The sequence below is a fragment of the uncultured Imperialibacter sp. genome (assembly GCF_963974565.1).
Classification (GTDB): domain Bacteria; phylum Bacteroidota; class Bacteroidia; order Cytophagales; family Cyclobacteriaceae; genus Imperialibacter; species Imperialibacter roseus.
On record NZ_CAXBCJ010000005.1, the window covers coordinates 285934 to 311876 of the forward strand.

A 25943-nucleotide genomic window follows, 5' to 3' on the forward strand; every position below is an offset into this window, starting at 1 on the left:
AAATGGGGCTAATTCTATTGGCCTGACATTTCTTACTGCCATCCTGACAGCCTTGTGGCTAAAATCGGGCTATGGAACGGCTTTTGCCAACCCTTCACTTATTGACCAATCATTTGCAAACAAATACAAACATGGTAACAGAAGAAAAAGGCACCCTTTCGATCCACACCGAGAATATTTTTCCCATTATCAAGAAATTTCTCTATTCGGATCACGAGATCTTTTTGAGGGAGTTGGTATCGAATGCCGTGGATGCCACACAAAAGCTGAACCGCCTGGCAGCCCTGGGCGAGTACAAAGGAAAAATTGGTGACACAAAAATTAAGGTGTCTATCGATGAGAAAGCAAAAACAATCACAATCAGTGACAAAGGCATCGGTTTAACAACTGATGAAATAAAGAAATACATCAACCAAATTGCCTTTTCAGGCGCAGCCGAATTCGTTGAGAAATACAAAGACAAAGGAGAAGAAAAGCAAATCATCGGTCATTTTGGCCTTGGTTTCTACTCTTCCTACATGGTCGCCAAAAAGGTAGAAATTTTCACGAAATCGTATCAGACAGGTGCCGAAGCTGCCCGCTGGGAGTGCGATGGATCAACTGATTTTGAAATTACCCCGACCAAGAAAAAGGACAGGGGTACCGACATCGTGCTTCACATTGCTGAAGATTCTGAAGAGTTTTTGCAAAAGCACAGACTTCAGGGTATTCTCGATAAATACTGCAAGTTCCTGCCTATAGAAATTGAGTTTGACGGGAAGGTGGTTAACAACCCAAGCCCCATCTGGACGAAGCAGCCAAGCGAGTTGAAGGATGAAGACTACCTGAACTTTTACAAAGAGCTTTATCCATTTGCTGAGGATCCGCTTTTCTGGATTCACCTGAACGTCGACTACCCCTTCAATCTTACCGGTGTTCTTTATTTCCCTAAGCTGAAAAATGAGCTGGATGTACAGAGAAACAAGATTCAGCTGTATAGCCGGCAGGTGTTTATCACCGACGAGGTGAAGGACGTGGTGCCGGAGTTTTTGATGCTGCTTCACGGCGTAATTGACTCTCCCGACATTCCTTTGAACGTATCGAGGAGCTACCTTCAGTCGGACGGGAACGTGAAGAAAATCAATACCTACATCACCAAGAAAGTAGCAGACAAGCTTGGCGACCTCTTCAAAAAAGACAGAGCAGGGTACGAGAAAAAGTGGAACGACATTGGCCTGTTCGTGAAATACGGAATGATCAGTGAAGAGAAGTTCTATGAGAAGGCGCTTGACTACACGCTTGTGCAGGATATCGACGACAAGTTTTACACACTCAAAGAATACGAGGAGCATGTAAAGCCAAACCAAGCTGACAAGGATGGCAACACTGTTTTCCTTTACACGACCAAACAAGCACAGCAGCACAGCTACATTGAAAACGCCCGCAAGCGTGAGTACGGTGTGCTAAAAATGGACGGACAGCTCGACAGCCACTTCATCAACCACATGGAAATGAAGATGGAAAAGGTGAACTGGAAGCGAGTGGATGCTGATGTGCTGGACAAGCTGATCGACAAAGACGAGAAGAAAGAGTCGGTGCTGTCGGAAGCAGAGCAGACCACAGTGAAAGAGCTTTTTGATAAGGCCATTAACAACAAAGCATTCACAGTAAATGTGGAGGCCATGTCGACTGACGACATGCCGGTGGTGATCACGTTGCCGGAGTTTATGCGCAGAATGAAAGACATGTCGGCGATGGGTGGCGGAATGGCCATGATGGGTAATATGCCTGACGCTTATTCAGTGGCTGTAAACGGTAACCATGCCCTGGTAGGCAAGATCCTTAAAGCGAAAACTGAGGAGGAGAAAACAGACCTTGCCAAGCAAGCCTTTGATTTGGCTAAGCTGTCGCAGAACCTGCTTACAGGCCCTGAGCTCACAGCCTTCATCAAAAGGAGCCTGGATATAGTATCGGCCTAAGCGCCAATACCAGCTATAAAGTTAAATCCCCGGAGCGATTCGGGGATTTTTTTTGTTTTGCAGAACCTTGAAATTGCTATTTTTTGTATGTACAATCTTCAGGTTTCGATTTGATGAAATAGCTTTTGTAATTGGTGGCCTTCGGATCCATGCAACCCTCCAGATTAAGTAGTTCAATGTTCTTTAAATCAATGGGTTGTCCCTCACTCTGCAAGGCAATATACCCTTCGGTCAATGGCTTGCCTGGCTCCCACAAGGCAGGGTCGTAACCCGTAACAACCCCTCCGCCCATCTGAGGCTTGGAATAACGAAGCACCTCTTCACCGTTTACTTTATGAATAACCAAAGAGTCACCCATTACTATTAACTCCGTGTGTACCCATTGGTCACCCTCATAGGTGGCCGAGGTTGAGTTGATGCAGTGGTTAGGGTCAACCTTGCCATTGTACACGACATCGGTGCCCGGCGAGCACATGTTGCACGTGGGGCGTGGCTTACCATCGCCCAAGCCGGCGAGGAACTGCATTTCCACTGAGATCGGCCAGTTTTGCTCTTTTGGCATCGAGCGTGGGTCTTGAGAGTGGAACATCACGCCGCTGTTTTTTATTGTGTACTCGGGGGCACCTCGCTGCAATTCGCCAACAAACCGGTAGTCCATCACGAGGCGATAGTAGGAGTATGGTTGCTTGTAGTATAAATGCCCAAACTGCTCGTTGAAGTCGCCGTATTGATCGTAGCGAACTTTGATGATGCCATCCTCCACTCTGAATGTGTTGCCAAAGTTGACGCTTACATCGTGGTGGTGAATTTTAACAATCCAGTCATTGATATCTTTTCCGTTGAAAAGCGTTGCCCATTCCTCCTTGCTCTTTTTTGACTGGCCCTTTACAGCTGTTGCCAGCATCGGGACTAGTAGAATCGCTAAGGCTATTGATTTAATTAACTGGGAAATGGGGTGGCTTTTCATAGGTGTTTTTCTTGTAATTATAAGTAGTTCCAAAGAATTACTCCCCAGATACCACTGATCTTTTGATAATTAGACGAGTTACCGGCGTTTGTTCCTAAATTCGCCAATAAATTGAACGGCAAGTGGCAAACCAAAAGGCACCACTTTTTTGTTCTTGCTAAAATTCTGAAGACTAAAAATAACTGTAAATGTCAAACCCTCTTTTAGAAAATTTCAACACCCCATTTGATACCATTCCTTTCAGTAAAATAAAAAATGAGCACTTTCTACCTGCATTTATAGAAGGTATCAGGCTTGCCAAGGAGGAGATCGCTCTTTTAACAGAATCCACAGAGCCCGCCACATTCGAAAATACCGTTGTGGCGCTGGAAGCCTCAGGCAACAAAGTCGATCTGATATCAAATATCTTCTTCAACCTGAATTCCGCTGAAACAAGCGACGACATGCAGGCCCTTGCAAAAGATATTTCGCCTTTGCTTTCAGAGTTTAGCAATGATGTAATGCTCAATGAGGCACTTTTCAAAAAAGTAAAGCTGGTTTACGAGACTGCAGACAAAACCAAACTTGATGAGGAGTCTCTAACGCTTCTGGAAAAGACCTACAAGGGCTTTGTGAGAAATGGAGCCAATTTGCAGGTAGACAAAAAAGAGAGACTGCGATCGATAGACAAAGAGATTTCGGTGTTGGGCCAGCAGTATGGCGAAAATGTGTTAAAGGAAACCAATGCCTTTAGCATGGAAGTAGCTGACGAAAAGGAGCTGGATGGACTTCCTGATTTTGTGAAAGAAGCGGCGGCTGAAACCGCCAAGGAAAAGGGAAAAGAAGGTGTATGGATATTCACACTCCAGTATCCCAGTTATATTCCTTTCATGACTTATTCGGCTAACCGAGAGCTCCGCAAAAAAATGTTCATGGCCTATGGCTCTAGGAGTTTCAAAGGCAATGAGTTTGACAATCAGGAGGTCGTAAAGAAACTAGTTCAACTGCGCTTCGAAAGGGCTCAGCTGCTCGGCTACCCTACCCACGCCCATTTTGTGCTTGAAGAGCGCATGGCCGAAACACCCGAGAAAGTCAATGAGTTTCTCACCGACATACTGGCGATTTCTCAACCCGCCACGCTGAAGGATGTGGAAGAGCTTACTGCGTACGCCAAAAAACTGGACGGTCTCGATAAAATTGAAAGATGGGACTTTGCTTACTATAGCGAAAAGCTGAAAAAGGAGAAATATGAGGTTGATGATGAGTTACTCAAGCCTTATTTTCAGTTGGAGAAAGTGATTGACGGAGTGTTCAAAGTAGCCGAAAAGCTTTTTGGGATTCACTTTGTTGAAAACAAGGAGATCGACAGATACCACCCTGAAGTGCTGGTGTATGAAGTGAGAAATGACAAAAACGAGCTGGTAGCGATTTTCTATGCTGACTTCTTCCCCAGGGAAGGTAAAAGAGGTGGTGCGTGGATGACCGTTTTCCGGCAGCAAAAGAAAGTGAATGGTGAAGACAAGCGGCCACATATCAGCATCGTTTGTAGCTTTACTAAGCCAACTAAGTCCACACCATCATTGTTGACGTTTAATGAGGTGCAGACGCTGTTCCACGAGTTTGGTCACGCCCTCCATGGTATGCTGGCCAAAGGCAACTACGGCAGCCTGAGCGGCACCAATGTTTATTGGGATTTTGTGGAGCTTCCCTCACAAATTTTGGAAAACTGGACACTTGAGAAGGATTGTCTTGACCTGTTTGCCCGGCATTACAAAACCGGCGAAGCCATACCTGCCGATCTTGTACAAAGACTGAAAGAGAGTGCCAATTTTCAGGCAGGCTATGCTACTACCCGTCAGGTAGCTTTCGGCATGCTCGACATGGCCTACCACGGCGTAGACCCATCTGGCATAAAGGATATTGGGGAGTTTGAAAAAGCGCTATTCGAAAAAATGGAGGTGCTTCCTCAGGTGAAAGAAACCAACATGAGCTGCCAGTTTTCTCACATATTCAATGGAGGCTACTCGTCGGGGTACTATAGCTACAAATGGGCCGAAGTGCTGGACGCTGATGCTTTTGAGTTTTTCAAAGAGAAGGGGATTTTCAACAGCGAAGTGGCTGGAAAATTCAAAGACAACATTCTTTCCAAAGGGGGCAGTGAACACCCAATGATACTCTACAAGAAATTCAGAGGGCGTGAACCTGATCCAAAGGCCCTGTTGAGACGGGCCGGGCTTCTGAAAAAATAACGCTGAAAGGCAACAAAAAAGGCGACTGGTGTAAGCCAATCGCCTTTTTATTTTCACTAACTCGTTGATTAGAAAATAAGAATGATCAGTAGCACTATGATAATTACAGCGCCTACTGACAATGTCAGCTTATTGTTCAGAAAGTCCAGTTCCTTCTTGATCTCCCTCAGTTCTTTCTTCACTTCCTGACGATCTTCTTTAGAGAGCTCATTTTTTTTCATGTCTTTGATCTCATTTACCCGCTGGGTAAGCTGAGTAGCTCTCTCTTGGGCCTGCTCTTCTGTAAGGCTGTTAAGTTGATCTTTTGTCATCGGCTCTGTTCCGGCAGCCAAAGCACTGGTGCCGAAAACCAACGTAAATGCCGCCAAGGCTAGAATAGATGTAAATAGTTTCCTTTTCATAGATTGATAATTTTCGAATTCAATTCAAAATAGGCCTTTTCGAAATACCAAACAAGATGGAAAGTGCTGAGAGAGAAAAAGAAAAGCCGATCTTAATTGACCGGCCTTTCCTGGATGCGATGTTTAGCCAACTATTTTATTTTAATGCCCAAATCTTGTCATAGCCTCGTTCTATTTCGGCTTCTCTCAGGCGTGTCATTGCGTCCTTCAAGGCGTTCATCATGTCGTCTTTTCTCACAATGCTGTTCAGAGCGTTGATATCGTTAAACTCAGACTCGGAGAATGGTTTGCCATCGGAGGCTGCTACCCAGCCGGAGCCATATTGGACATCCTTGTTGGTGTAGGTTTCCTCTCTTCCCTGAATAAAAAAGTTAAGCCTGGGTACCAGGATGATTTTCCCGTTGTCATCCCCTGCAATCTGCAAGTCCATTTGCACGTTGATCAAGCCGTCAACATCTGCGTCCTTCATCAGGTTGATAATTGGTCTGTCTGAAGTCAAATTGGTAGAAATAGAACCAAAAATGTCAGCAACCTTAGTTGGCTGCATATTGACCGTATTTTTATAAGTCTTCACAATCAGCTCATCTGTATTCTTTTCTTTTACCGGATAAAACTCTTTGTAGTAAGAAGATGCGGTCAGCTTTTCAGTAGGCACCATTTCTATATCGAATTCTTCCCTGAACATGGTGACAATGTCAGCGTACATGTTGCTAAGCAGTTGATCCCAAAAAGCATCGGGCAGTTTTGGAAACTGGTAGGTGGTGGTTGTGGTAGTGGTGATCTTGGTGTTGTAACCATAAGAAACGGATTCATCCACTTCCTGCTTGAACAAAACACCCCGCACCGAAAGCGATGACACTGCAAATTTCGACCCTTGCGAAAATGGCGCCCCTGTGGCAGCGTTGGGCTTGCTTGCTGCAAAATTCAAGACGCCGGCAGGATTGTCTATTTTACCTTTTACGCTAGTCGACCCATAAACACTCTCCTGTTGTTTGCCTGACACATTCACTTTCATTGAGCCATAAGCCCTGCTCTGAAGCTCCGCAGCCGCAGTCGACTGCTTGTCGGTCGGCGCTTGCACATAGCGTTCTACTATCAGATAATTCTCACCCTGGTTGTAATTGCCAACACCATTTACACTACCTGAAATAGTTGGGTTGCTGAAAGCTTCCTTGGGTATAATTACTTTATCTGTTGACTTGAATGAAGCGAAGTAGTTGAACCCTCTGGCACCGGCCACGTCGGTTACCAGCGCCACATTTAAAAGGCTGCCTTCATGCCCGGAGCCATTTTCCAGCACCAGCTCGATGTCTTTGGACAAATCAATCTGAGCGTTTGACGTTGACCCATTTACGGACAAAATCTTCACCGAGGGCACAGGTTTAATAGTGAAAGAGGCTTTGTCTCCCGTTACAGTTTCCACGTTCACGGTTTTTGGGCTAAGATCGCCCGGTTCAAGCTCGATCATGTAATACCCCAAACCCGTTGAAGTCAGCTCCTTGCCCTCACTGGTTACTGAGCCATCTATATTGAGCATTCCAAGGCCTTCCGCTTTTGAGAAAAATATTGCGACGGCCACATCGCCTTCCTTAAAATCTTCGGGGTAGACCTCCTGGCCGGAAATCCGGGCTTCCATGGTGTGCATGCCATTGATATGGTGCACCAGCACAGCCGCTTCTCCCAGGTTAGAGGTCTTGGAAGTCATCAGCTTGGCTGTTAGTTTACCTATTTTTTCACCCAACTTTAAGCCCCTTTTTTCCTGCGCTTTAGAAACCTCAGTGGCAAGTAAAAAGACAAACGGTATGAGTAATCCTATCTTTTTCATCGTCGATTAATTTGGTGCTAAGTACCTGATAATCGCATTTCGAGAAAATCGCTCATACGGGGTATTTAGTACTACCCACTAGCACTGACAAGGCAATTGTTCGTCAGTGCTACTATGCATAAAAAGGAACCTTTTAATGCAACTTATTATAATTGGCGTCGTTATTCCTGTCAATAATCTATTTGATGAAAAAATTTACCTCTTTCTTCTGGTTCTGTTCAGGAGCTTCTCATTCGCTGCTGAAAAGATGCCCAACAGAGGCTGCCCGCTTTGTGAGCGTCGGCGGTGCCGTATTTTTCACAGGTCTTTTGGCTGCAGTAAGTGGAGGCTTTGCTCTATATTCTGTTTTTAATAATTACTGGGTGGCTACGTTATTTGGTCTGCTCTGGGGGCTCATGATATTCAACCTTGATCGCTTTCTGGTTTCGAGCTTAAAAAAAAGTGAAAACAAATGGCAGGAGTGGCTTATGGCCTCTCCGAGAATTCTGCTGGCTGTGTTGATAGCCATTGTGGTTGCAAAGCCTTTGGAGCTACGGATATTTCAGCCGGAAATAGAAGCCGAACTTGTCCTTATCAAAGAAGAACAAAAAACGGCAGAGGGAGCGATGATTGCATCACGCTATTCACCCCTGATAGCAGGATACAAGGCCGAACTCAGCCAGCTGGAAGCGCAAATTGCCAGCAAAGAAATAATAAGAGATGATCTTGCTAAACTGGCTCAGGAAGAAGCCGACGGCACGGGCGGTTCAGGCCGTCGTAACCTGGGGCCTATTTATGCTGTGAAGAAAGCAAATGCCGAAAGAGCCGAAACTGAACTGAAAGAGCTTAAAGCAAGTCACTCGGATCTGATTTCAACCCTGCGGGAAAAGCAAGATTCAGTAGTGCTGCTGCAAGCCAATGAAATGGCCAAAATTGACGTCTCGCATATTGGTGGCCTGGCACTTCAGCTCGAAGCCCTGGCACGTCTTGCCAACAAGTATTCCTCTATAGCATTTGCCAACATTTTCATCATGCTCCTATTCGTGATGATAGAAGCTTCGCCCCTTTTAGTCAAGCTGATGAGCCCCAGAGGGCCTTACGACGATTTGTTGGAAGCACATGAACATGCCTTCGTCAATTACCGAAAATCAAAGGTTCACAGGCTGGATGCCAGTCTTGAGAAAGAGCTGGCCTGGAAGGGGTAGTTAGACAACGTGGTAATCCTGGAGCTTCTTTCTCATCATCCTCAGCTCTTCCGGCGACTTCATGTTGATATGCACGTGAGGATACAACTCCATAAATGCCGCTAGCTGAAAGCCCAGGGAGTTAGCTATTTTTTGACAGAACAGCAGCTCGGAGTCCTGAATGACGCTATCCGCCTTCATGAGCAAAATGACGTTGTAGAGATAATCGAACCGATCGTCGTAGGGCATCTTGTCAAGGCCCTCGATAGGATCAGGCTGCTTGATCAAAAGCTCGAGTTCCTCCTGCGAAATATCTCCTGATCTCGCTACCCTTTCTATTACCTGCCTTTCTCTTTCGTGAAATTCACCATCGCTGTTGGCAAGGGTAATAAGGAGCGACAACTGCGTTCTGATGTTTTCCATAGAGCTAATTTATCTCTATAAGTCAATAAAAAAAGCCCTTTGAAGGGCTTTTTCGTTATTTACTTAAAAATGGGTACCTGAAGTCCGTTGGTGGAGCGAACGTTTCCTTGATGGTTCTTGGCTGCACCCACCGAATCAAATTGAGAATGGAGCCCGCCTTATCGTTGGTTCCTGAGGCCCTGGCACCTCCAAAAGGTTGCTGACCAACGACAGCACCGGTTGGCTTGTCATTGATATAGAAATTACCAGCAGCATGCATCAGCTTACTCATGGCCAGCTCGATGGCATAGCGGTCTTTGGAGAAAATAGCACCAGTCAACGCATAGGGTGAAGTACTGTCGACTAACTCCAAAGCCTCTTCGTAGCGCTCTGCCTGATACACGTAAACCGTAAGCACCGGGCCGAAGAGTTCTTCGCACATGGTTGCATACATAGGGTCTTTGGCAAGTAGCACGGTGGGCTCTATGAACCAGCCCTTGCTGTTATCGTAATTACCACCGGCAACCACTTCTACCAAGGGACTTTTCTTGGCCTCGTCTATATATTTGGTGATTTTGTTGAATGAGCGTTCGTCGATCACAGCATTAACAAAGTTGCCAAAATCTTCCACGTCACCCATTTTTACATTCTTCAAATCCTCAAGAATATACTTTTGCACCTCGGGCCAGAGGTTGTCAGGAATGTACGCCCTTGAGGCAGCTGAGCATTTCTGTCCCTGAAACTCAAAAGCTCCACGGATAATGGCGGTAGCCAGCTCTTTCGCATTAGCCGATTTGTGGGCAATGATAAAGTCCTTGCCGCCAGTCTCGCCCACAATGCGGGGATAAGTCCTGTATTTGGTAATGTTTTGGCCTATCGTCTTCCAAAGCTGTTGAAAAACACCTGTGCTGCCGGTAAAATGGAGGCCCGCAAAATCCTTGTGGTTAAAAATCACGTCTCCGGCAACAGGCCCATCCACGTAAATAAGGTTGATAACACCATCGGGCAGGCCCGCTTCTTTGAACACTTCCATGATCACTTGCGCCGAATACACCTGGGTATATGCCGGCTTCCATATCACCGTATTACCCATCAAAGCCGGGGAGGCCGGTAGGTTTCCTGCGATTGAGGTGAAGTTGAACGGCGTAATGGCAAAAACAAAACCCTCAAGTGGCCGGTAGTCCATACGGTTCCACATGCCTGGCGCCGATTCGGGCTGCTGGTGAAACAGCTCCACCATGAAGGCAGCATTGAATTTCAGGAAATCAATGAATTCACAGGCTGCATCAATTTCGGCTTGAAAAGCATTTTTTGACTGGCCCAACATCGTAGCCGCATTTATCCTGGCCCTGTAAGGCCCGGCCAGCAGGTCGGCAGCTTTGAGAAAAATACTTGCCCTGTGCTCCCAGCTCATCTCTGCCCATGCCTTTTTGGCGCCAAGTGCAGCATTAACAGCCTGCTCCACATGGCTGGCATCTCCTTCGTGAAAGTAGCCGAGAGTGTGCTTGTGGTCGTGAGGTGGTGAAATCCTGATCTTCTTTCCTGTTCGAACTTCCTCGCCCCCTATGTACATGGGAATATCTGCCTCCTTTGACTTCAGCTCCTTCAGTTCCTTTTGCAGTGCGGCCCGCTCGGGTGTGCCGGGTGCGTAGCTGAGAACAGGTTCGTTGGTTGGTTTGGGGGTCTTAAAAATCGCTAATGACATGTTGTTTATTTGGTTTTGTCGACTGCAATAAATTGAGGGGCGAATTTACTCACCGCAACCCTAAAAACCTTTAGAAATGGTGATGCAATTCGCTAAGAGAATGTATTTCGAGCGTAACTGGTTCCGTATGCGGATGTTTTTCGGGGTTGAAATAAAAGTGATCTATGCCATGCCCCCTGGCTCCCCCAATATCTGTAACAAGGTTGTCGCCTACCATGGCCGACGTGGACGGTGTAGCACCGGTGAGCTGCATGGCGTATTCGAAGATTTGTGGCGAGGGTTTGCGGGCTCCCGCTCTTTGAGAGGTGATTACTTCAGAGAAGAATTTCTCCAGGCCTGAGCTTTTGATCTTCACCGACTGGATGTCGTCAAAACCATTGGTAATGATGTGAATCGGGTATTTTTCAACCAGGTAAGTAAGCAACTCTATGGCGCCGGGCATCACTGCCGTTTTGGTGGGGCACAGGTTCACATAGTCCTCACCAAACTGAAAAGCAAGATCCATATCTGCGAAACCCAACTCTCTGAACACTGTTCTGAATCGCTCCTCCCTAAGGTGTTCCTTGTCAATTTTCTTCAGGTCGTACAGATACCAGAACTGTGTATTTACCCGGAAAAACTTGTCGACAAGTTGCTCGGCCGAGAACTTACCGAAATTTTTGAGAGCGTACACGGAATAAAGCTCCACAAGGGACTCTCTGGCATTTTGATCGTAATCCCACAAGGTGTGGTCGAGGTCGAAAAAAAGGTGTTTGTATTTTTTGCCCATACATTTATCTAAGTCCGGTTAACTGGCGTTTTTCCATTTTGTTTTTTACCAGTTCTCTGTTCGAATAAAGTATCCGAAAGGTTTCAAGGTCTTTCTGCAGGCTGGCGTCTTTCTGCAAAAATTGAAATATTTGACTGACAATGTCCGACACCTCCTCCTTGATAGAATAGAAAACGTACTGGTCTATTTTTCTAACGTTCACCAATCCGGCATTTCTCAGGTAGGTCAAATGCCTCGAGGTTTTGGTTTGGGTAAAATCCAGAGACAATTCAATATCAGTTATGCAAAGTTCCTTTTGATTAAAGAGGAGAAAAAGAATGCGCACTCTGGCCTCCTCCGAGAAGGATTTGAATATTTGGTTTCCGTATTGCAGACTAAAGTTTTTGAGTCTCATGGGAACAATATTGAAAGTATATGGCTTATCCGTGTAACACAAAACCTGTGCAATTGATCTAATAATTTGTAGCTTAGAGCCCAATTGCAACTATTAACCCATAATTAGTATCCTCGTAATTCATAAGTAAAGAAAGGCTTGTCAAAGTTCATCTCTAAATATTTTCTGCCTTTTATGTGCTTCCTATTTATGCTGGTGGCACATCAGGAAAGCTGGGCCCAGGGCGGAAGTAGGGTCATCCAGTTTTCCGGGGTAATATTGGGAGAGGACAGCGTTTCTGGTGTGCCTGGCGTGCACGTATACGTGCCAAAGGCTGGAAGAGGCACTACATCTAATGTTTACGGTTATTTTTCGATGCCTGCCCTGGTTGGCGACAGTGTGGTGATCAGTGCCATAGGCTTTGAAAAGCAGCACTTCATCGTTCCCGGCAACAAAGGTGAGAACTTTACAGCGATCATTGAGCTCGTTACCGACACCACTTATTTGCCACCCATAGAAATTTTACCTTACCCTACCGAAGAGCTCTTCAAGCAGGCTGTGCTTGCCCTCAAGCTGCCCGACGCCGAAGACTATCGTAAGATGGAGGAGGTGCTCAGGGCGGATATTTTGATGAGAATGATGCAAGGGGCACCTATGGATGCTTCAGAAAATTACAGGTATTATTCCAATCAACAGTTTCTGGCGATGACGGATAAATTTCAGCCAAGAAGTAATCCGCTATTAAATCCTTTCGCCTGGGCTCAGTTCATCAAATCTTTGAAAAAGGATAGGAAGTAGTCAGGTTTTTACCAGGTTTTGCTCACCTCACCCCAGTAAAGCTGCACCCAACTTTCCATCCCTTCTGCTAATTGTATTCTGTCTTCTAAAAACACTACCACTCCAAGCGAAGACAACCTTATCAGGTCGTATTTAAGGGCTATGGAAAGTGTGCTCATACTCTCAGCATTTCTTGAGATATACTTGTTTGTAATTAAAGCATTGAATGCTTCGTGGGTGGCATTTTGGAACAATAGGTCAGTTTGCATGGGCATTGCTATTTGTTTGACTTTACAAAAATGCGATGATGCCCATCGGCAAAGTATGATTTCTGTCAGGTATTAAGCTGATGTATTGTCGGAATTGTTAATGCTTTGAATGGCACATCCTATCCAAATCATTGCCCAAAGCATGCAGGCTAATAACAGTGAGATAAATACAAATGCCGGGGAAAACAGCCAACCACCAGGCCTGCAGGTTTTCGAGGTAGCCATGGATAATGCTTCCCCAACTGACCGTTTCCGGAGAAACGCCTACACCGATAAATGAAAGAGTGGCCTCGGCGATCAGCAAACCCGATATGGTAAAACATACCTGCGTGGCTACCGGCCCGATGGCGTTTGGCAGTGCATGCCGAAAAAAGACTTTCGACTCTGAAAGACCAATTATTCTCGCCGATTCAATATATGTCATCTCTCTAACCTTCAGCATTTCAGCACGTACCATCCTCGCCATTACGTCCCAGCTGGTAACAGCAAACAGCACTATTAGTGTGAACATATTGATGGGAATGATCATAGCAAATGCCACAATCAAATACAAGCGGGGAATAACCGATATCACTTCAATAAACCGCTGAGTGATGGTGTCAAGGGGAAAAGTAATACGACTCCGCAAAAGGTTAAATCTTCTAAGCAGCAACCAGAATATGGCAACAAATGCTATTAGCGCCAGAAGGATGGAGATTCCCACAGACACATGACCAGTTGAAGAAACGGTCGGCCAAAGCACTGCGATAGAATACACGAAAACGACGAGCAGGAGCAGTGCTGCCAGGTAGGCTCTCAAAGTAAACCGCAGACGATCATTTCCGAAAAAGGCAGCAACACTTCCAAAGCCAACACCTATACTTCCCCCGATCAACGCCGCACCGATGCTGACCAGGATTGACCTTTGAGAGCCCGCCAAAATAGACAGCCATACATCTCTGCCGAGTGTGTCCGTCCCCAGCCAATGGCCCGCTCCCGGAGGCAGGCTTCTCATGTCAAGCCTGAGCTCAGGCTTCAATCCATTAAAGAACCACGTAAGCACAACAACCGCCAGGATCGCTCCCAGCATCGCCAATGGCCACCATCTGCATGTCGGTTTGTTGCTCATTGGTTGGACAGCCTTATTCTGGGATCGAACCAATAGTACAAGAGATCGGTAATTAAGTAGGATAGCATCCTGACCAAAATCAACAGCAGAATAATTCCGGTGACAACTGGATAGTCCTGCGCACCAACCGACTGAGTGAGCAGCATGCCAACGCCCTGAATAGAAAACAGCACCTCTACCACCAATGCGCCACTTACCACTGCCAGCAAATACTCCCCGAATAGCGTAATAGCAGGCAATAAACTATACCTGAGTCTATATCTTTTTTTGATGACATGCTCGCTAAGACCTCTTGCCCTGGACATAAACACAAATGGCAGGTCAGCAGACTTTTGAAAAGCATTGTCGATGTGCTTGGTGATATAAGGCAATGTGCTTATCCAAAGAATGGCCACCGGGAGCACGTAAGGCCAAAAACTCCTGGACAAAAAGGACATGCCGTTGAGCGAACTGGCCGAAATATGCGAAGGAAACCAGGAGAATACCGATCCGCTGGCAAAAAGAATCATCGCCAAAAGAGCCCAACCAAAAAGCGGAACCAGGTCAAAGAAATAGATAACCTGATCGGCCAATGCTTTTGCCCTGGCTCCTAGTTGCGACAAGCCAATCACCAGCCAGTAGGCAGAAAGAAAAATCAGAATAATAGCAGGCACCGTGAACACAATGGTGTTGGAAAGCGCCCTGCTAATAACATCAAGCACCCTTTCCCGATTTTTCCAGCTCATCCCCAGGTCGCCATGTAAAAGCTGAGAAAACCACAAGTGAAACTGATTGCCTGAACCGTTCCAGTAAACTGCTGGCAGGAAGGCTCTCCACTGCTGAGACGAAGCTTCCAATTCGTTCACTAGCGAAAGTATTTTGGATGACGAAGCACTATCATTGCCCGAAACTGAGCTTCGCACTCTTTGCCATGGTAATTCATCTTCTTCGACAACCCATGCTGAAAAGCTTTGGGCTTGCAGCGCAGATACAAGCTGCAACGCCTTGTCTGGCTGGCCTGTTAACAAACAGATCTTTTTTACCCATTCCTTTTGCACATCAGGCATGCCCGGGGGCAGGGCTGCTGGTAACGCAGCGGACTGTGACGACAGGTAAAACACCGGAAGGTCAAGACCTAGCTCTTTCCTTATCTTTATTTTTTCCTGTTGGATTCGTTGTGCGTTATAGCTGCCTCCTTCCAACGCCAGGAGATCAATCCGCTCCTCCCACACCGACTGCGACGGCAAAAGCCTGAAAACAAAAAGCCCAATCAGCCCAAGGAGTAGTGCAGGGAATGCCGAAAGTAACCGTACAACCAGGTATCGAAGCATAAGTCTCAAAAATAGCAAACTGACAATAAGAACCGCTAACAGGGTGACGCTTTAGAGAAAGGAGATGGTTTTTGAGTCAAAGTGGCGCCTGCAAATAGCACTAAACACATGGTAATTTAGAAAAATACCTAAAAACAGGTATCAATCAGCGATAAGCTATGCTTAACATTGTAATGTGTAATTGAAATGGGCTCAACATCAACCTTGACTCGTAGATTTTACACATAAGCTCACAGGTTAGAAGTGAAAAAGGACTACTCTCAATGAGTAGTCTTTTTTTGTACGACCTGATCCATCTCGTCCATATCGGTAACCATATTTGTAATAGCCCACAATTACTATTAATTTTCAGGGTATTCTAACGAGCATCAACGACGTCGACTTATGAAAGCTATTGTAAAAGCAGGGCTGGTATTTTTCATTGTAGCACTTATTGCAGGCTGCAGTGGCAGGTATCCCAAGCACAACTGGGGTAGTAAGTATGAGTACTTGGAGAAATACGAATCCGAAGAAGGTCACCACATCACCTATACACACGATTTGATTCTGAGAAAGCCCCGCAGACCAGATGAAGAGCATCATTACTCTGTCATCTTAAAAGGCCAACAGGAAGATGATGACAGCGACACCAATTATTGGGTAGAACAGTATCTCGGACGTGCGGTAGAAACTGACAGCACTTTAAACATCATCTTTTCATCGATGCAAACGGACGTCGACCATGGACACGACAGGTTCAATTTCACCTCGGGTGACACGCTCATCCGTATTCACCGTGACGGAGACGTATACCACACAGAATGGGTGAAGTACACGCCAGTGGCAAGCCACAACCATGAAGATGACTGGGTAAGAATGAACTAAATATTGACCGCCATTAGTGATTTGAGGAATTTGGCGCATTTATGACCATTCACTTTGTCCTCAGCCATCCGGCTGTTTCTGAAAACATAGGGTTCGCTTGTAGGGCGATCAATACCATGGGGTTTGGCAGTCTCAGGCTGGTCAACCCAACTGACTATCTTTCCCTGCAAGCCAAAAAAACGGCCTATGGCTCACATGACATCCTGGAAAATGCAGTTGTCTATTCATCGCTTGCAGATGCGCTGAGCGATATTGACTTGAGCATAGCCACCACAGCCAAGAAAAGGCTTGGGAGACATGACTATCATTCACCCGAGAAAGTCAGCAACCTTCTGCAAGAAAAAGGCACGACAATCGACAACGTTGCGATTGTATTTGGCAGCGAGCGAGACGGTTTAACAAAGGAAGAAATTGGTCACTGCGACTTAATCAGCTCAATACCACTTGCAGCACCTCACCCCTCGCTCAACCTGGCTCAAAGCGTGCTGATATATGCCTGGGAACTTTCAAAAGTCTTTTCCCAAGCCAAACCCGTCTTATCAAATCAGGGTGTTGCTGAAAGTGCCCAAAAATTGCTCAGGGAAAAAGCAGTGAAGCTGCTGGATAGCCTTGATGTAAGCAGGCAACCCAGCCTTTACAATCGACTGAAGGATCGTCTTATGACCGCCGATGCGGATGACACAAAACTTATGCTGGCTTTAACAAAGTTTCTACAGCAAAAGCTAAAAAATAATAGCTAGCTAAATTCAAAGACCTTCTCAAAAACTTCCTTTGTAATAGGTTTTGCGAAAAATTCTGACACCCATGGGCTTACCTCGGCGAGCTCTCGGTCGTCTTTGTTTACGGAGGAAGATACGATGTAAAATTTAAGCAATTATCTCTTTTTTTCATCCTGAATATCGAGTCTGGCCAATAGCTCCCATCCATTCATTTCAGGCATGTTGATGTCCAAAAAGACTGCGATAGGCTTTGTCAGCACATCAATATTACCGGCGTTCTCGATGAATTTGAGCGCCTCGACCGGGGAGGTGAAATTGAGCACTTTCATGTCTTCCCTAAATGCCATTGCTATTCTTTTTCCGATAAAATGACACAAGGGGTCATCATCTATGATCAAAAGGGATGGGCTGCTGTTATTCATTGGCTAGTACAAAAGCTGGTTTTACAAAAATTACTTCAAGCAGCTGAAAGAGGAAATCTCAGGACAAACTCAGCCCCTTTGTCAACTTCACTTCTCAAGTCGATTTTTCCTCCGAGCGCTTCTACCTGATTTTTTACCATAAACAACCCCATACCTTTGCCCTCAATATTCAGATGGAATCTCTTGTACAGCCCAAACACTTTGCTCCCGTTCGTGTACAAATCTATTCCCGTACCATTGTCTTTGAAGGAAATGGACAAATAGTTTGATTTTAACCTGCTCTTGATTTGAATCTCAGCAGGTTCATTAGGCTTCCGGTACTTGATACTATTCACTATCAAGTTGTAAAAAATGCTGTGAATATACCTCTTAAAGAATACAACGACCTACCCTCTGAAAAGTCAACATTCATTTTTACACCTTCATTTTCAAACATGTAATCAATACTGGTCTTAATGTCTTCCACTACCTCCTGAAGAATGACAACTTCTTTGGCACTATTGTTAATAACACTACGAACTTGTAAAATTTTGTTCAGATCAATGATCACCTTGTCGAGAGAGTTCGTTGAGCTTTCTAGTCCCTTTATACAGGTATCGATCGTTGCGGCATCGAGATTAGGGTGCTGCAACACATTGGAAAGGCCGAGGATATTAGCAACAGGGGCCCTGAGGTTATGAGATACGATATAAGCGAATTGTTCCAGGGATTCATTCCTTTGCGCCAAGTCTGAAGTGATTTTATCTCGCTCAATTTGCAGTACCTTTTCGGAGGTCACGTCCCGCATGGCGCCCACTAGCCTCACCACCTTGCCTTCGCTGTTGCGAACCACTAGTCCTTTGTCTTGCACATAAGCAATATCACCATTGCTTTTTGAATAGCGATACTCACTTTCCCACACCGTAGCTGTTTTGTTTTTTATGAGATTCAGTATAGAATCAAGCACATTTTGCCGATCCTCCTCGAAAATATTCTCAGACCAGGCAGTCACAGAAAAGTTGGTCTCGTCTTTGGTATAGCCAAAAGCATGATAGAAATTGTCTGAGCGGTAGATTTTTCCGTCGTCCAAATACCAGTCCCAAATAATGTCGTTTGTGGCTGAGGTTACCAACTCATACCGTTGGTTGCTTTCATTTATCAATTCTTGAGACTTCTTTTGATCTGTAATGTCTCTGGCGGCGATACTTAAGCCAGTCGCAACGTTTTCTTCCCCAAGGATTGGGTGCATACTAAAATAGAACCACCGACTATCTTCATTGCTTTTTTTGTATTCTGCTTCGTAGAAGATTGTCTTTTTCTCCCTTAACACCGTGGCCATCCTTTCACGTATCAGGTTTGTTCTGTCGGCTGGCATTAATTCTACATAATTCCCACCCACTTCAAGTGCAAGGCCATGCTCATCACGAATCATCCGATCCGCAAGGCTATTGAAAGACAGGATTCTGGCGGCAGGATCCACCAAAACATAGCAGGTGTCTGTGTTTTCGAGGATATTTCTAATGTTGGCTTCCGTGTTTCGAAGCTTTTTCTCGGCTTCTTTCCTTTGGGTAATATCCTGTACTGTCCCTATTAGCTTTACTGGTCTTCCAGTCTCATGATCAACAACCACCTCTCCTCGGCTATGCACTACTACTTCTTCTGACTTCCGTGTCACTATCCGATGTTCAACATCATACTCATGCCCGGATTTGATTGTGCGCTCCAGTGCATCAGATACTCGTGAGCGATCCTCGGGGTGAGCCATTGACAGGAATAGATCCACGTTCATGTCTACTTCATCCGGCTCGAATCCAGCGATATTGAATGTTTCGTCTGAGCAGTGTACTTCCATAAAATTGGCTTCGCCCAAACCAAGCTCCCAGCTCCCTATGTGGGCAATGTGCTGAGAGGCTTTTAAATGGGCTTCACTTCTGATTATTTCTTGCTCGGCGTTCTTCCTCTCGGTAATGTCAGACGAAAGACCGTCGATCCGAATGAGATCCCCCTGCGAGTTCAGCGTGGGGCTAATTTTGCTCATTATCCACCGTATGTCGCCGCCTTTTTGACGAATCCTGTACTGCTGCTCAAATGAATGACCTTCATGCATTACCGGGTAGTTATTCAGAATGGTTTGCCTGTCCTCTTCCAGCACTACATCAAACCAAAGGTTGGGGTTCGCAGCAAACTCCGCAATTGAATAGCCGTAGACCTCCTCGCAGGCAGAGGACATTTGCAGCAACTCTTGAGTGATAATATCAACCGAAAAAAACACATCTGGTATTTTGTCAAATAGCGTCTTCAACTGGTAGTTGGCCTCCTTGAGTTCTTTTGCCTCAGCCCTCAGCCTTTTATTTAGATCTAGGAGCTCTTCAGAGTTGAGCTCAAGAGATCTCTCCAGTAATTTTCTATCCCGCTCTGCATGCTGATAGGATTCATTAACGGCTGTCAAAAGTGGTATCAAGTCTTTCGGCAGTTTCTCCGGGTCACCGTAGTATTTCGAAATTTGTCGCTGGAGCAGTTTGTCAAAAATCATACGTCCTCAGTTAGGGTGGTGTTGGTTGTGCATTGATGATCCAAATGCCAGCTAGCCGACCGGAATGCGGGACACATTTCACTTGCCGATGAATTGATCGGACTACCCGACTGCGGGCAATTTTTTCGAAAGAATTCGAAAAAAAATGTACTAACGGTTGTTATCGGCTGGTTGAAAGCCAATACACCCGGCTCACCGGACTGGCCAACCTGCAGGTTCTCTATGGCAAACCAGCGGATGGCTTTAGAAAATATTTGTTGTTTAAGCTTCATATCGAACGTACTGTGCTTCTTGTTAATAAGAGAGCAACCAGGGCTTAGCTTTTGCAGCTGCCGACTCCCGGAAACAATGAAACAGGTGCTTTTTTGAGCAATGTTTGGCAAAGCTAGGTTGACTGCTGTTTCCCGGCTGATCAATTCGACGGAAGAAATTACATTCGGTACCATAAAATCATTTTTCCAAGCTGGTTGTGTCTCAATACACAATACAAATCACGCTGTTTTTTTTGTGCCCGTGGGCTGAACTCGATAGGCTGACCTGTTTTTTCTACCAAGCATCCTTTAGCTTCGATGAGTGTGGGTGCCATCAAAATTCCTCAGGTAAACGAGCATCATGTCCCAAATTTGCTCACAGTAGCCCTACGTTGGCATTTTGTCCAACTTTGTCCGAAAAAAGCGATTGTTCAAAGAAAAGGCACATCAAAGTCGCCTGCCGTGGCTTGATCCTGGGGTACCGTCAGTGATTCTAATACCAAATGTGCAGAAAAGGAAAGACGGATAGAATTCGCCAAACAAACCATGCACAGACGCTTTAGTTGCTGTTTCGGCGAAATGAAATGGTCGTCGTATTTTGCTTTACAAAATATAAGCATATACTTTTGTAAGTATATGAGCAAAGAATACATAGGCGAGTTCGAGGAGCTGATTCTCACACTCGTTGCTGCTTTGAAAGACGATGCTTACGGAGCGGCTATCACAGAAGAGATAGAATCGAAGCTAAGCCGGGAAGTCAACCTGAGTGCGGTGCATGTCACACTTTACAGGCTGGAGGACAAGGGCTTTATTAAATCGGAGCTTGGCGGTGGCACCAACATGCGAGGCGGCCGCAAAAAGAGAATTTTCACCATCACCAGCGCCGGCATGGCTATGCTGAAGAACATCAAGGACAGCAGGCTGAGGCTTTGGAACATGGTACCCGAACTCAAAATAGCAGCAGAGTGAAAGGAGAGGATCAGGTAATCCCTCGCTGGGTCGGCAGATTTCTTCAACTGATCTGCCCGGAGTATCTCCTTGAAGAGATAGAAGGAGATCTTATTTACCGTTACAACAAAGACTTACTCAAACACAACAACAGTAAAGCTAAGAGAAGACTGGTTTGGAATGCTATTCGTTTTTTCCGGCCGGGCATCTTAATGCGCAACAATTTCACAAAAGGACTAAACTATCAAATCATGCTCAAGTATCATTTACTCGTGGCCTGGAGGGTATTGTTAAAAAACAAGCTCTTCAGCTTTACCAACGTGTCGGGATTGGCCATTGGCTTTGCCTGTTGCACACTTATTGCTCTTTATGTGATGGACGAACTGTCGTACGATCTCTATCACAGCAAAGCCAACCAAATCTACCGGGTGTTGCATTACTACGACAACTCGAAAGACACCACCCAATTCTCAAAGGATCCGAAGGATTATCAGGTATGGGGAAATGCCCCTGTTGGCCCGGCAATGCAGGCCGATTTTCCCGAGGTAGAAAAGGTTGTGCGTTTTTCCGGGCGTATCAACACGCTGATAAGGCGGGGCGACAAGGTGTTCAACGAAGAAAATATCTTTCTGGTCGACTCAACTGTTTTCGACGTTTTCGGTTGGGAGTTTGCGACTGGCAGCCCTGAAAAAGCCCTTGAAAGCCCCAACAGTATTGTCATTACTGAGTCCACCGCTAGAAAGTACTTTGGAGATGAAAACGCTATTGGGGAAACACTTACTGTTGACGCTGCAGCTGGCAGAATCAACGACACCGGTAGCTATATGGTGACAGGAGTGCTAAAAGACATTCCTGCCAACTCGCATTTCACCTTCGATGTGCTGCTACCGATGAGTCAGTTTAAGAAGTCCCGGCCGGGGGTATTCCCTCAGTGGGGCTATGTCGACTTCTATACCTATTTTTTAGTGCCTCGAGGATATGAAATCAGCCGATTGCAGGCAAAAATGGAAGGCTTTTCCAGGCGACATGTGCCAGATTTCCGCTATCATGTCATGCTCGAACCACTCACCGATGCATATCTCCACTCTGACGCCAAGCGGCAGCCAGGAGTGACAGGCAACCTCTCTAATCTTTACATCTTTTCTGCCATCGCCGTTTTTATTCTTTTTATCGCCTGTATTAATTTTATGAACCTTAGCACTGCCCGGTCGCTGACACGAGCCAAGGAAGTGGGTGTGCGCAAGGTGGCTGGTGCACGGCAAACGGTGCTGAGAACACAGTTTCTCACCGAAGCGGTATTGCTTTCTGTTATGGCGGGTTTTCTAGCGCTTTTGATCACCATGCTGTTGTTGCCTTCTTTCCGGGAGCTTACTGGCAAGCAAATAAGCTACGAGGCTGTGCTGGCCCCGCAAATTTTGCTGTCTTTGTTTGCCATCACCATAGTATCCGGTCTTTTTGCTGGAGTTTATCCTGCCCTGGTGCTTTCAAGCTTTCACCCTTCTCAGGTATTGAAGGGCATCTTCAAAGCGTCGTTTCAGGGTGCAATGATCAGAAAAGGGCTTGTTGTCTTTCAATTCACGTTATCCATCGCCCTGATTGCCGGCACGGGCATTGTTTTTTCTCAACTCAACCACCTGAGAACAGTTGACCTGGGTTTTGAACAAGATCAAATGCTGGTGATTAACTACGGATACGACGGAAAAGTGGAAGAACAAATTGACATGATCAAAAATGAGTTTGAGCAGCACCCGGCTGTGTTGTCGGCAGCCGCTTCCCGAACAGTCCCAGGGGGTTATTTTCCCAAAGCTGGCACAAATGTCGAAAGCTCCACGGGCGAAATGGAGCATCAGGCACCCGATATCTACGAAATCGATTATGATTTCATTGAGCACTTTGGTATAGAGCTAGTAGCAGGCCGGAGCTACTCGAGAGACTTTCCCGCCGATACGGCCAGGTCGCTGGTGATCAACGAAGCTGCAGCCCGTCTGTGGGGCTACCCGGATCCGGAAGAGGCCATTGGAAAAAAGTTTCAGCAATGGGGAAGAGAGGGGAGAATAATTGGCGTGGTGAAAGACTTCAACTATATCTCGCTACACAACAGGATAGAGCCGCTGACCCTCCGGTTGGAGCCAAAATACAGCACGAGCTTCCTCACGCTAAAACTGAAGCCTGAGAACTTGCCGGCAACAGTGAAGGAACTGGAAGAAAAATGGACTACCCTTGCCCCTCACCGGCCTTTCCTGTATAGTTTCCTGGACGATTCATTTAACAGACAATATCAGGCCGACCTTCGGTTTGGCAAAGTGTTCGGCGTTTTTGCTATCCTCGCAATATTTATAGCCTGCCTCGGGTTGTTTGGCCTGGCAGCATGGACAGCTGAACGGAGAATCAAAGAGATTGGTATTCGACGAGTGCTTGGTGCCTCCTTCAGCCAAATCATTTCTCTCCTGTCTGCTGATTTTATGAAGCTGGTGCTGGTTTCAATACTTATCGCTACACCACTTGGCTGGTATGTGATGAGTCGCTGGTTGGAAAGCTTTGCCTATCAGGTCGACATGCAGTGGTGGATATTTGCTTTTGCTGGTCTGATGGCGGCTGCTATCGCATTGGTGACTGTTAGCTTCCAATCGGTAAAAGCCGCTTCTATGAACCCTGCCAGGTCGTTGAGGAGTGAATAGGTTTTGAATAAGTAATAAACAAAGAAGGGCTGAGATGGCCCTTTCTTTGTTCTCGACCTCTTTTCCAGGCTTGCTACGACGGCGAGGGGGGTTGGGGGTTATACAGTGATGTCGATGAACATTAAGCCAGCTACAAGCTGGAGGTTGTTTATTGCACCAAAAAGCGGGTGTGGCATTTGTCATAGTAATCTGCACACAGAGAAACGTCATCATTTAGCTATTCAATTGATGCGTTATTTTGATAAATTGAACATGAGTGCCCGCAAAAAATGAACATTTTCGGAATACTACATGTATGATTCCTACTAATAGCAGCCGTAAAAAGTGATTGAGCAAGGCTCATGACACCATAAGCCAGCAGAGCATGAGATTATGAATAATGACCTGTCCGCCACACATATTTATCAGAGCTTTTGCTTCCATAATCAGGTAAAATCACATTTCTACACCGGTAACGTATTTCTTAGCTACCGAAAGGATATGACGCCCGATGAGCTTATTGAGTTGGGATATGAGATATTGGAAGAGGATGAATTTATGCCCGGGTTGACCAGCAAAATTGAGTCATTGCTAGGCAAGGGAAACTTTATCTATGACTACTGGGAGTTTGGGCCCGATTGCTTTTCATTGTACTGGTGGATACGCAAAGAAGTGTATCATGAGAAGCTAACTTTGGTCCGTGAATGGGCGGAATACGAGGGAATCAGTGAATGGATGGAAATCAATGAGAAGTAAATATGACGTGTCAACCCTTCTTCTTTTCAGATCGGATTTGTTTAATCCGCTCAATAAATTGCTTATCGGAGAGGGGTTTAGCATGCTCCATCCGCTTGGCAAGTTCTTGCTCGCTCATTGGAAAAGGCGAAGAAAGGGGTTCGGATTTGGTCTGTGACATGCCAGTGAAATTACTTCAAACTATAACAAATATGAGTAAAAAATGGATCAACCGCACCAAAATTGTCTGATTTCCTCCTTTGTGGCCTTGCGAGCTTGTCTTGATATGACCCAGTCAGCAAACTCAAATACATACAAAACAGGGAGGGTTTCATCACAAAAACCGACTTTAAAAAAGATGGGATTGGGATCATTTGGTCCGGTTATTTCAAAAACCTTCGAATAGCTGTCTTCCAGGGCCTGCTCCAACCAGACAGTAGACCGAATTCCTAGCACGTGCAACTCTGGTAGTGAAAGATATGAATGATCAAATTCAATGTCCATGATTTTAAAGCTTAAAACCCGGAGGCTAAGCCTCCGGGGCTTCCAAAATAGTGCTGTTAGAAGTCTATCTCAAAAACACCAAATTTCATTTTTTTGGCAACATTGAACAGACACAAAAGTGTCAGTGAAAACAAGGCTCTACTCATGGCTGCCTACTTCTTTTTCTTGCCTTTCTTCGTCTTTAGCGACGCCAGGTAGTCAAGACTTTGCGGCACCTGCTCAAGGGCTCTCGAAGATTCATCTTCGATGAAATAGTGTTTGATGCCAATTTCCATGGCAGCTTCCATCGCCTCGGCAATGCCAACATCGCCCTGACCGAGCACTACGTTGGTTTCAGGATCCTGGCGGCCTTGCAGGTTGTCTTTGCTGCCTGGCTTCCTGTCCTTCAAATGCAGTGAAGTAAAGCGAGTAGGGTATTTTCTCAACAACGCAGCAGGATTTTGTCCAGGGTTGCGCATCCAGAACACATCCATTTGAACGGTGACATACTCCGGGTTGGTATTGTCCATAAAATACTCGTACAAGGTGCCATTGCCTCCTTCGTAGTCAACGAACTCATAACCATGGGCATGATAGGCGAAAGTAAGGCCGTTTTCCTTCAGGGTTTTTCCCGCCGCATTGAACACCTCCACCCCTTTCTTCATCTCCTCAAGGGTCATCTTTTCCTCAGTATGGGGAATCCAGTAGCAGAGCACAAATTTGGCATTGTAAAACTTCGCATTATCGATGATTGCCTGAAGCTCATCTGGTTTTTGCAGTGCATCGAAGTTGCTACCAACTGCTACTACTTTGAGCCCGTATTTTTCGAGTAGCTTTTTATACGCCTCTTTGTCAATTCCACGTGGAGTGCCTCCTTCAAGCTCTTTGACTCCTAGCTCTTTTAACCGAGCCAACGTCTTTTCCACATCTACTTTCATGAGTTCTCTCATGCTACCCATCTGAATGCCAATTTCCTGGGCCATTATCGCCGGAGCGCCCGCCAAAAGGGCCAGCACCAGCAAGAAAATCGTTCTTTTAGAGATACGGGTTATCGTCTTGTTCATATTTTTTAATTTAGGGTGATTCTCATGTTCATA

25 protein-coding genes are annotated in these 25943 nt (G+C 45.8%); 9 read left to right on the forward strand and 16 right to left on the reverse strand.

Going from position 1 to position 25943, the window contains the following annotated elements:
* The first annotated feature begins 131 nt into the window (after positions 1-131).
* Complete coding sequence (gene htpG / locus AAC052_RS09575; RefSeq protein WP_317489172.1) at positions 132-1958, forward strand: molecular chaperone HtpG; 1827 nt, start codon at positions 132-134, stop codon at positions 1956-1958.
* Positions 1959-2034: 76 nt separating this feature from the next.
* Here htpG and AAC052_RS09580 read toward each other — a convergent pair whose 3' ends face one another.
* Complete coding sequence (locus tag AAC052_RS09580; protein ID WP_339812838.1) at positions 2035-2925, reverse strand: DUF1080 domain-containing protein; 891 nt, start codon at positions 2923-2925, stop codon at positions 2035-2037.
* Between the two features lie 188 nt (positions 2926-3113).
* Here AAC052_RS09580 and AAC052_RS09585 point away from each other — a divergent pair, with 188 nt between their 5' ends.
* The gene (locus tag AAC052_RS09585; RefSeq protein ID WP_339812840.1) at positions 3114-5153 is read left to right on the forward strand and encodes a M3 family metallopeptidase; all 2040 of its coding nucleotides are present in this window, start codon (positions 3114-3116) and stop codon (positions 5151-5153) included.
* Between the two features lie 68 nt (positions 5154-5221).
* On the opposite strand, the gene AAC052_RS09590 is transcribed toward AAC052_RS09585, so the two are convergent.
* Together AAC052_RS09590 and AAC052_RS09595 are read right to left on the reverse strand one after the other, a co-directional pair.
* On the reverse strand, positions 5222-5554 hold the full coding sequence (locus tag AAC052_RS09590; protein WP_339812843.1) for a hypothetical protein: 333 nt from the start codon (positions 5552-5554) through the stop codon (positions 5222-5224).
* 136 nt (positions 5555-5690) lie between these two features.
* Positions 5691-7379 (reverse strand): hypothetical protein, encoded by a 1689-nt coding sequence (locus AAC052_RS09595; protein ID WP_339812845.1) that lies wholly within the window; start codon positions 7377-7379, stop codon positions 5691-5693.
* Positions 7380-7564: 185 nt separating this feature from the next.
* Between AAC052_RS09595 and AAC052_RS09600 the strand changes: the two genes are divergently transcribed.
* Positions 7565-8563, forward strand: a complete 999-nt coding sequence (locus AAC052_RS09600; RefSeq protein ID WP_339812848.1) for a DUF4407 domain-containing protein — start codon at positions 7565-7567, stop codon at positions 8561-8563.
* Here AAC052_RS09600 and AAC052_RS09605 read toward each other — a convergent pair whose 3' ends face one another.
* The 4 genes from AAC052_RS09605 to AAC052_RS09620 form a co-directional block, all read right to left on the reverse strand.
* Positions 8564-8965: a hypothetical protein gene (locus AAC052_RS09605; RefSeq protein ID WP_339812849.1), complete on the reverse strand. Its 402-nt coding sequence runs from the start codon at positions 8963-8965 to the stop codon at positions 8564-8566. It abuts the gene before it with no gap.
* A gap of 55 nt (positions 8966-9020) precedes the next feature.
* The gene (pruA, locus tag AAC052_RS09610; protein WP_317489179.1) at positions 9021-10649 is read right to left on the reverse strand and encodes an L-glutamate gamma-semialdehyde dehydrogenase; all 1629 of its coding nucleotides are present in this window, start codon (positions 10647-10649) and stop codon (positions 9021-9023) included.
* A gap of 70 nt (positions 10650-10719) precedes the next feature.
* On the reverse strand, positions 10720-11418 hold the full coding sequence (locus tag AAC052_RS09615) for a YjjG family noncanonical pyrimidine nucleotidase (protein WP_339812850.1): 699 nt from the start codon (positions 11416-11418) through the stop codon (positions 10720-10722).
* Positions 11419-11422: 4 nt separating this feature from the next.
* Positions 11423-11812, reverse strand: coding sequence for a metalloregulator ArsR/SmtB family transcription factor (locus AAC052_RS09620; protein ID WP_151997764.1), 390 nt, complete (start codon positions 11810-11812; stop codon positions 11423-11425).
* A 174-nt stretch (positions 11813-11986) separates the two neighbouring features.
* Here AAC052_RS09620 and AAC052_RS09625 point away from each other — a divergent pair, with 174 nt between their 5' ends.
* On the forward strand, positions 11987-12589 hold the full coding sequence (locus AAC052_RS09625; RefSeq protein WP_151997763.1) for a carboxypeptidase-like regulatory domain-containing protein: 603 nt from the start codon (positions 11987-11989) through the stop codon (positions 12587-12589).
* 8 nt (positions 12590-12597) lie between these two features.
* Here AAC052_RS09625 and AAC052_RS09630 read toward each other — a convergent pair whose 3' ends face one another.
* The 3 genes from AAC052_RS09630 to AAC052_RS09640 all read right to left on the reverse strand — a co-directional run bounded on the left by AAC052_RS09630 (position 12598) and on the right by AAC052_RS09640 (position 15255).
* Positions 12598-12837 (reverse strand): hypothetical protein, encoded by a 240-nt coding sequence (locus tag AAC052_RS09630; protein ID WP_317489181.1) that lies wholly within the window; start codon positions 12835-12837, stop codon positions 12598-12600.
* 97 nt (positions 12838-12934) lie between these two features.
* Positions 12935-13945: an ABC transporter permease gene (locus tag AAC052_RS09635; RefSeq protein WP_339812854.1), complete on the reverse strand. Its 1011-nt coding sequence runs from the start codon at positions 13943-13945 to the stop codon at positions 12935-12937.
* Complete coding sequence (locus AAC052_RS09640) at positions 13942-15255, reverse strand: ABC transporter permease (RefSeq protein WP_339812855.1); 1314 nt, start codon at positions 15253-15255, stop codon at positions 13942-13944. Before AAC052_RS09640 ends, AAC052_RS09635 begins: the two co-directional genes overlap by 4 nt.
* 384 nt (positions 15256-15639) lie before the next feature.
* Here AAC052_RS09640 and AAC052_RS09645 point away from each other — a divergent pair, with 384 nt between their 5' ends.
* Both AAC052_RS09645 and AAC052_RS09650 read left to right on the forward strand, forming a co-directional pair.
* Entirely contained in the window at positions 15640-16119 is a 480-nt protein-coding gene (locus tag AAC052_RS09645) for a hypothetical protein (protein ID WP_317489184.1), read from the forward strand.
* A gap of 41 nt (positions 16120-16160) precedes the next feature.
* Positions 16161-16859, forward strand: coding sequence for a tRNA/rRNA methyltransferase (locus AAC052_RS09650; protein WP_339812857.1), 699 nt, complete (start codon positions 16161-16163; stop codon positions 16857-16859).
* A 134-nt stretch (positions 16860-16993) separates the two neighbouring features.
* On the opposite strand, the gene AAC052_RS09655 is transcribed toward AAC052_RS09650, so the two are convergent.
* Genes AAC052_RS09655 through AAC052_RS09670 form a run of 4 tightly spaced genes read right to left on the reverse strand, consistent with a single transcriptional unit; the run spans position 16994 to position 20218 of the window.
* Positions 16994-17260: a response regulator gene (locus tag AAC052_RS09655; protein ID WP_339812860.1), complete on the reverse strand. Its 267-nt coding sequence runs from the start codon at positions 17258-17260 to the stop codon at positions 16994-16996.
* Between the two features lie 35 nt (positions 17261-17295).
* The gene (locus AAC052_RS09660) at positions 17296-17595 is read right to left on the reverse strand and encodes an ATP-binding protein (protein ID WP_339812863.1); all 300 of its coding nucleotides are present in this window, start codon (positions 17593-17595) and stop codon (positions 17296-17298) included.
* Between the two features lie 2 nt (positions 17596-17597).
* Positions 17598-19772 carry a PAS domain-containing protein gene (locus tag AAC052_RS09665; protein ID WP_339812865.1) on the reverse strand — a complete coding sequence of 725 codons (2175 nt, stop codon included), beginning with the start codon at positions 19770-19772 and terminating at the stop codon, positions 17598-17600.
* Positions 19769-20218, reverse strand: coding sequence for a hypothetical protein (locus AAC052_RS09670; RefSeq protein WP_339812867.1), 450 nt, complete (start codon positions 20216-20218; stop codon positions 19769-19771). The genes AAC052_RS09665 and AAC052_RS09670 overlap by 4 nt, the downstream gene beginning before the upstream one ends.
* 441 nt (positions 20219-20659) lie before the next feature.
* Here AAC052_RS09670 and AAC052_RS09675 point away from each other — a divergent pair, with 441 nt between their 5' ends.
* From AAC052_RS09675 to AAC052_RS09685, 3 genes are all read left to right on the forward strand, one after another.
* Positions 20660-20992 carry a PadR family transcriptional regulator gene (locus AAC052_RS09675; RefSeq protein ID WP_317488993.1) on the forward strand — a complete coding sequence of 111 codons (333 nt, stop codon included), beginning with the start codon at positions 20660-20662 and terminating at the stop codon, positions 20990-20992.
* A complete protein-coding gene (locus tag AAC052_RS09680; RefSeq protein WP_339812870.1) occupies positions 20989-23649 on the forward strand; it encodes an ABC transporter permease in 2661 nt (886 codons plus the stop codon). Before AAC052_RS09675 ends, AAC052_RS09680 begins: the two co-directional genes overlap by 4 nt.
* Positions 23650-24021: 372 nt before the next feature.
* Positions 24022-24384, forward strand: a complete 363-nt coding sequence (locus AAC052_RS09685) for a hypothetical protein (RefSeq protein ID WP_317488991.1) — start codon at positions 24022-24024, stop codon at positions 24382-24384.
* A 207-nt stretch (positions 24385-24591) separates the two neighbouring features.
* Here AAC052_RS09685 and AAC052_RS09690 read toward each other — a convergent pair whose 3' ends face one another.
* Together AAC052_RS09690 and AAC052_RS09695 are read right to left on the reverse strand one after the other, a co-directional pair.
* On the reverse strand, positions 24592-24867 hold the full coding sequence (locus AAC052_RS09690; RefSeq protein WP_339812871.1) for a hypothetical protein: 276 nt from the start codon (positions 24865-24867) through the stop codon (positions 24592-24594).
* 152 nt (positions 24868-25019) lie between these two features.
* A complete protein-coding gene (locus tag AAC052_RS09695) occupies positions 25020-25910 on the reverse strand; it encodes a sugar phosphate isomerase/epimerase (protein ID WP_339812873.1) in 891 nt (296 codons plus the stop codon).
* Between the last annotated feature and the right edge of the window lie 33 nt (positions 25911-25943).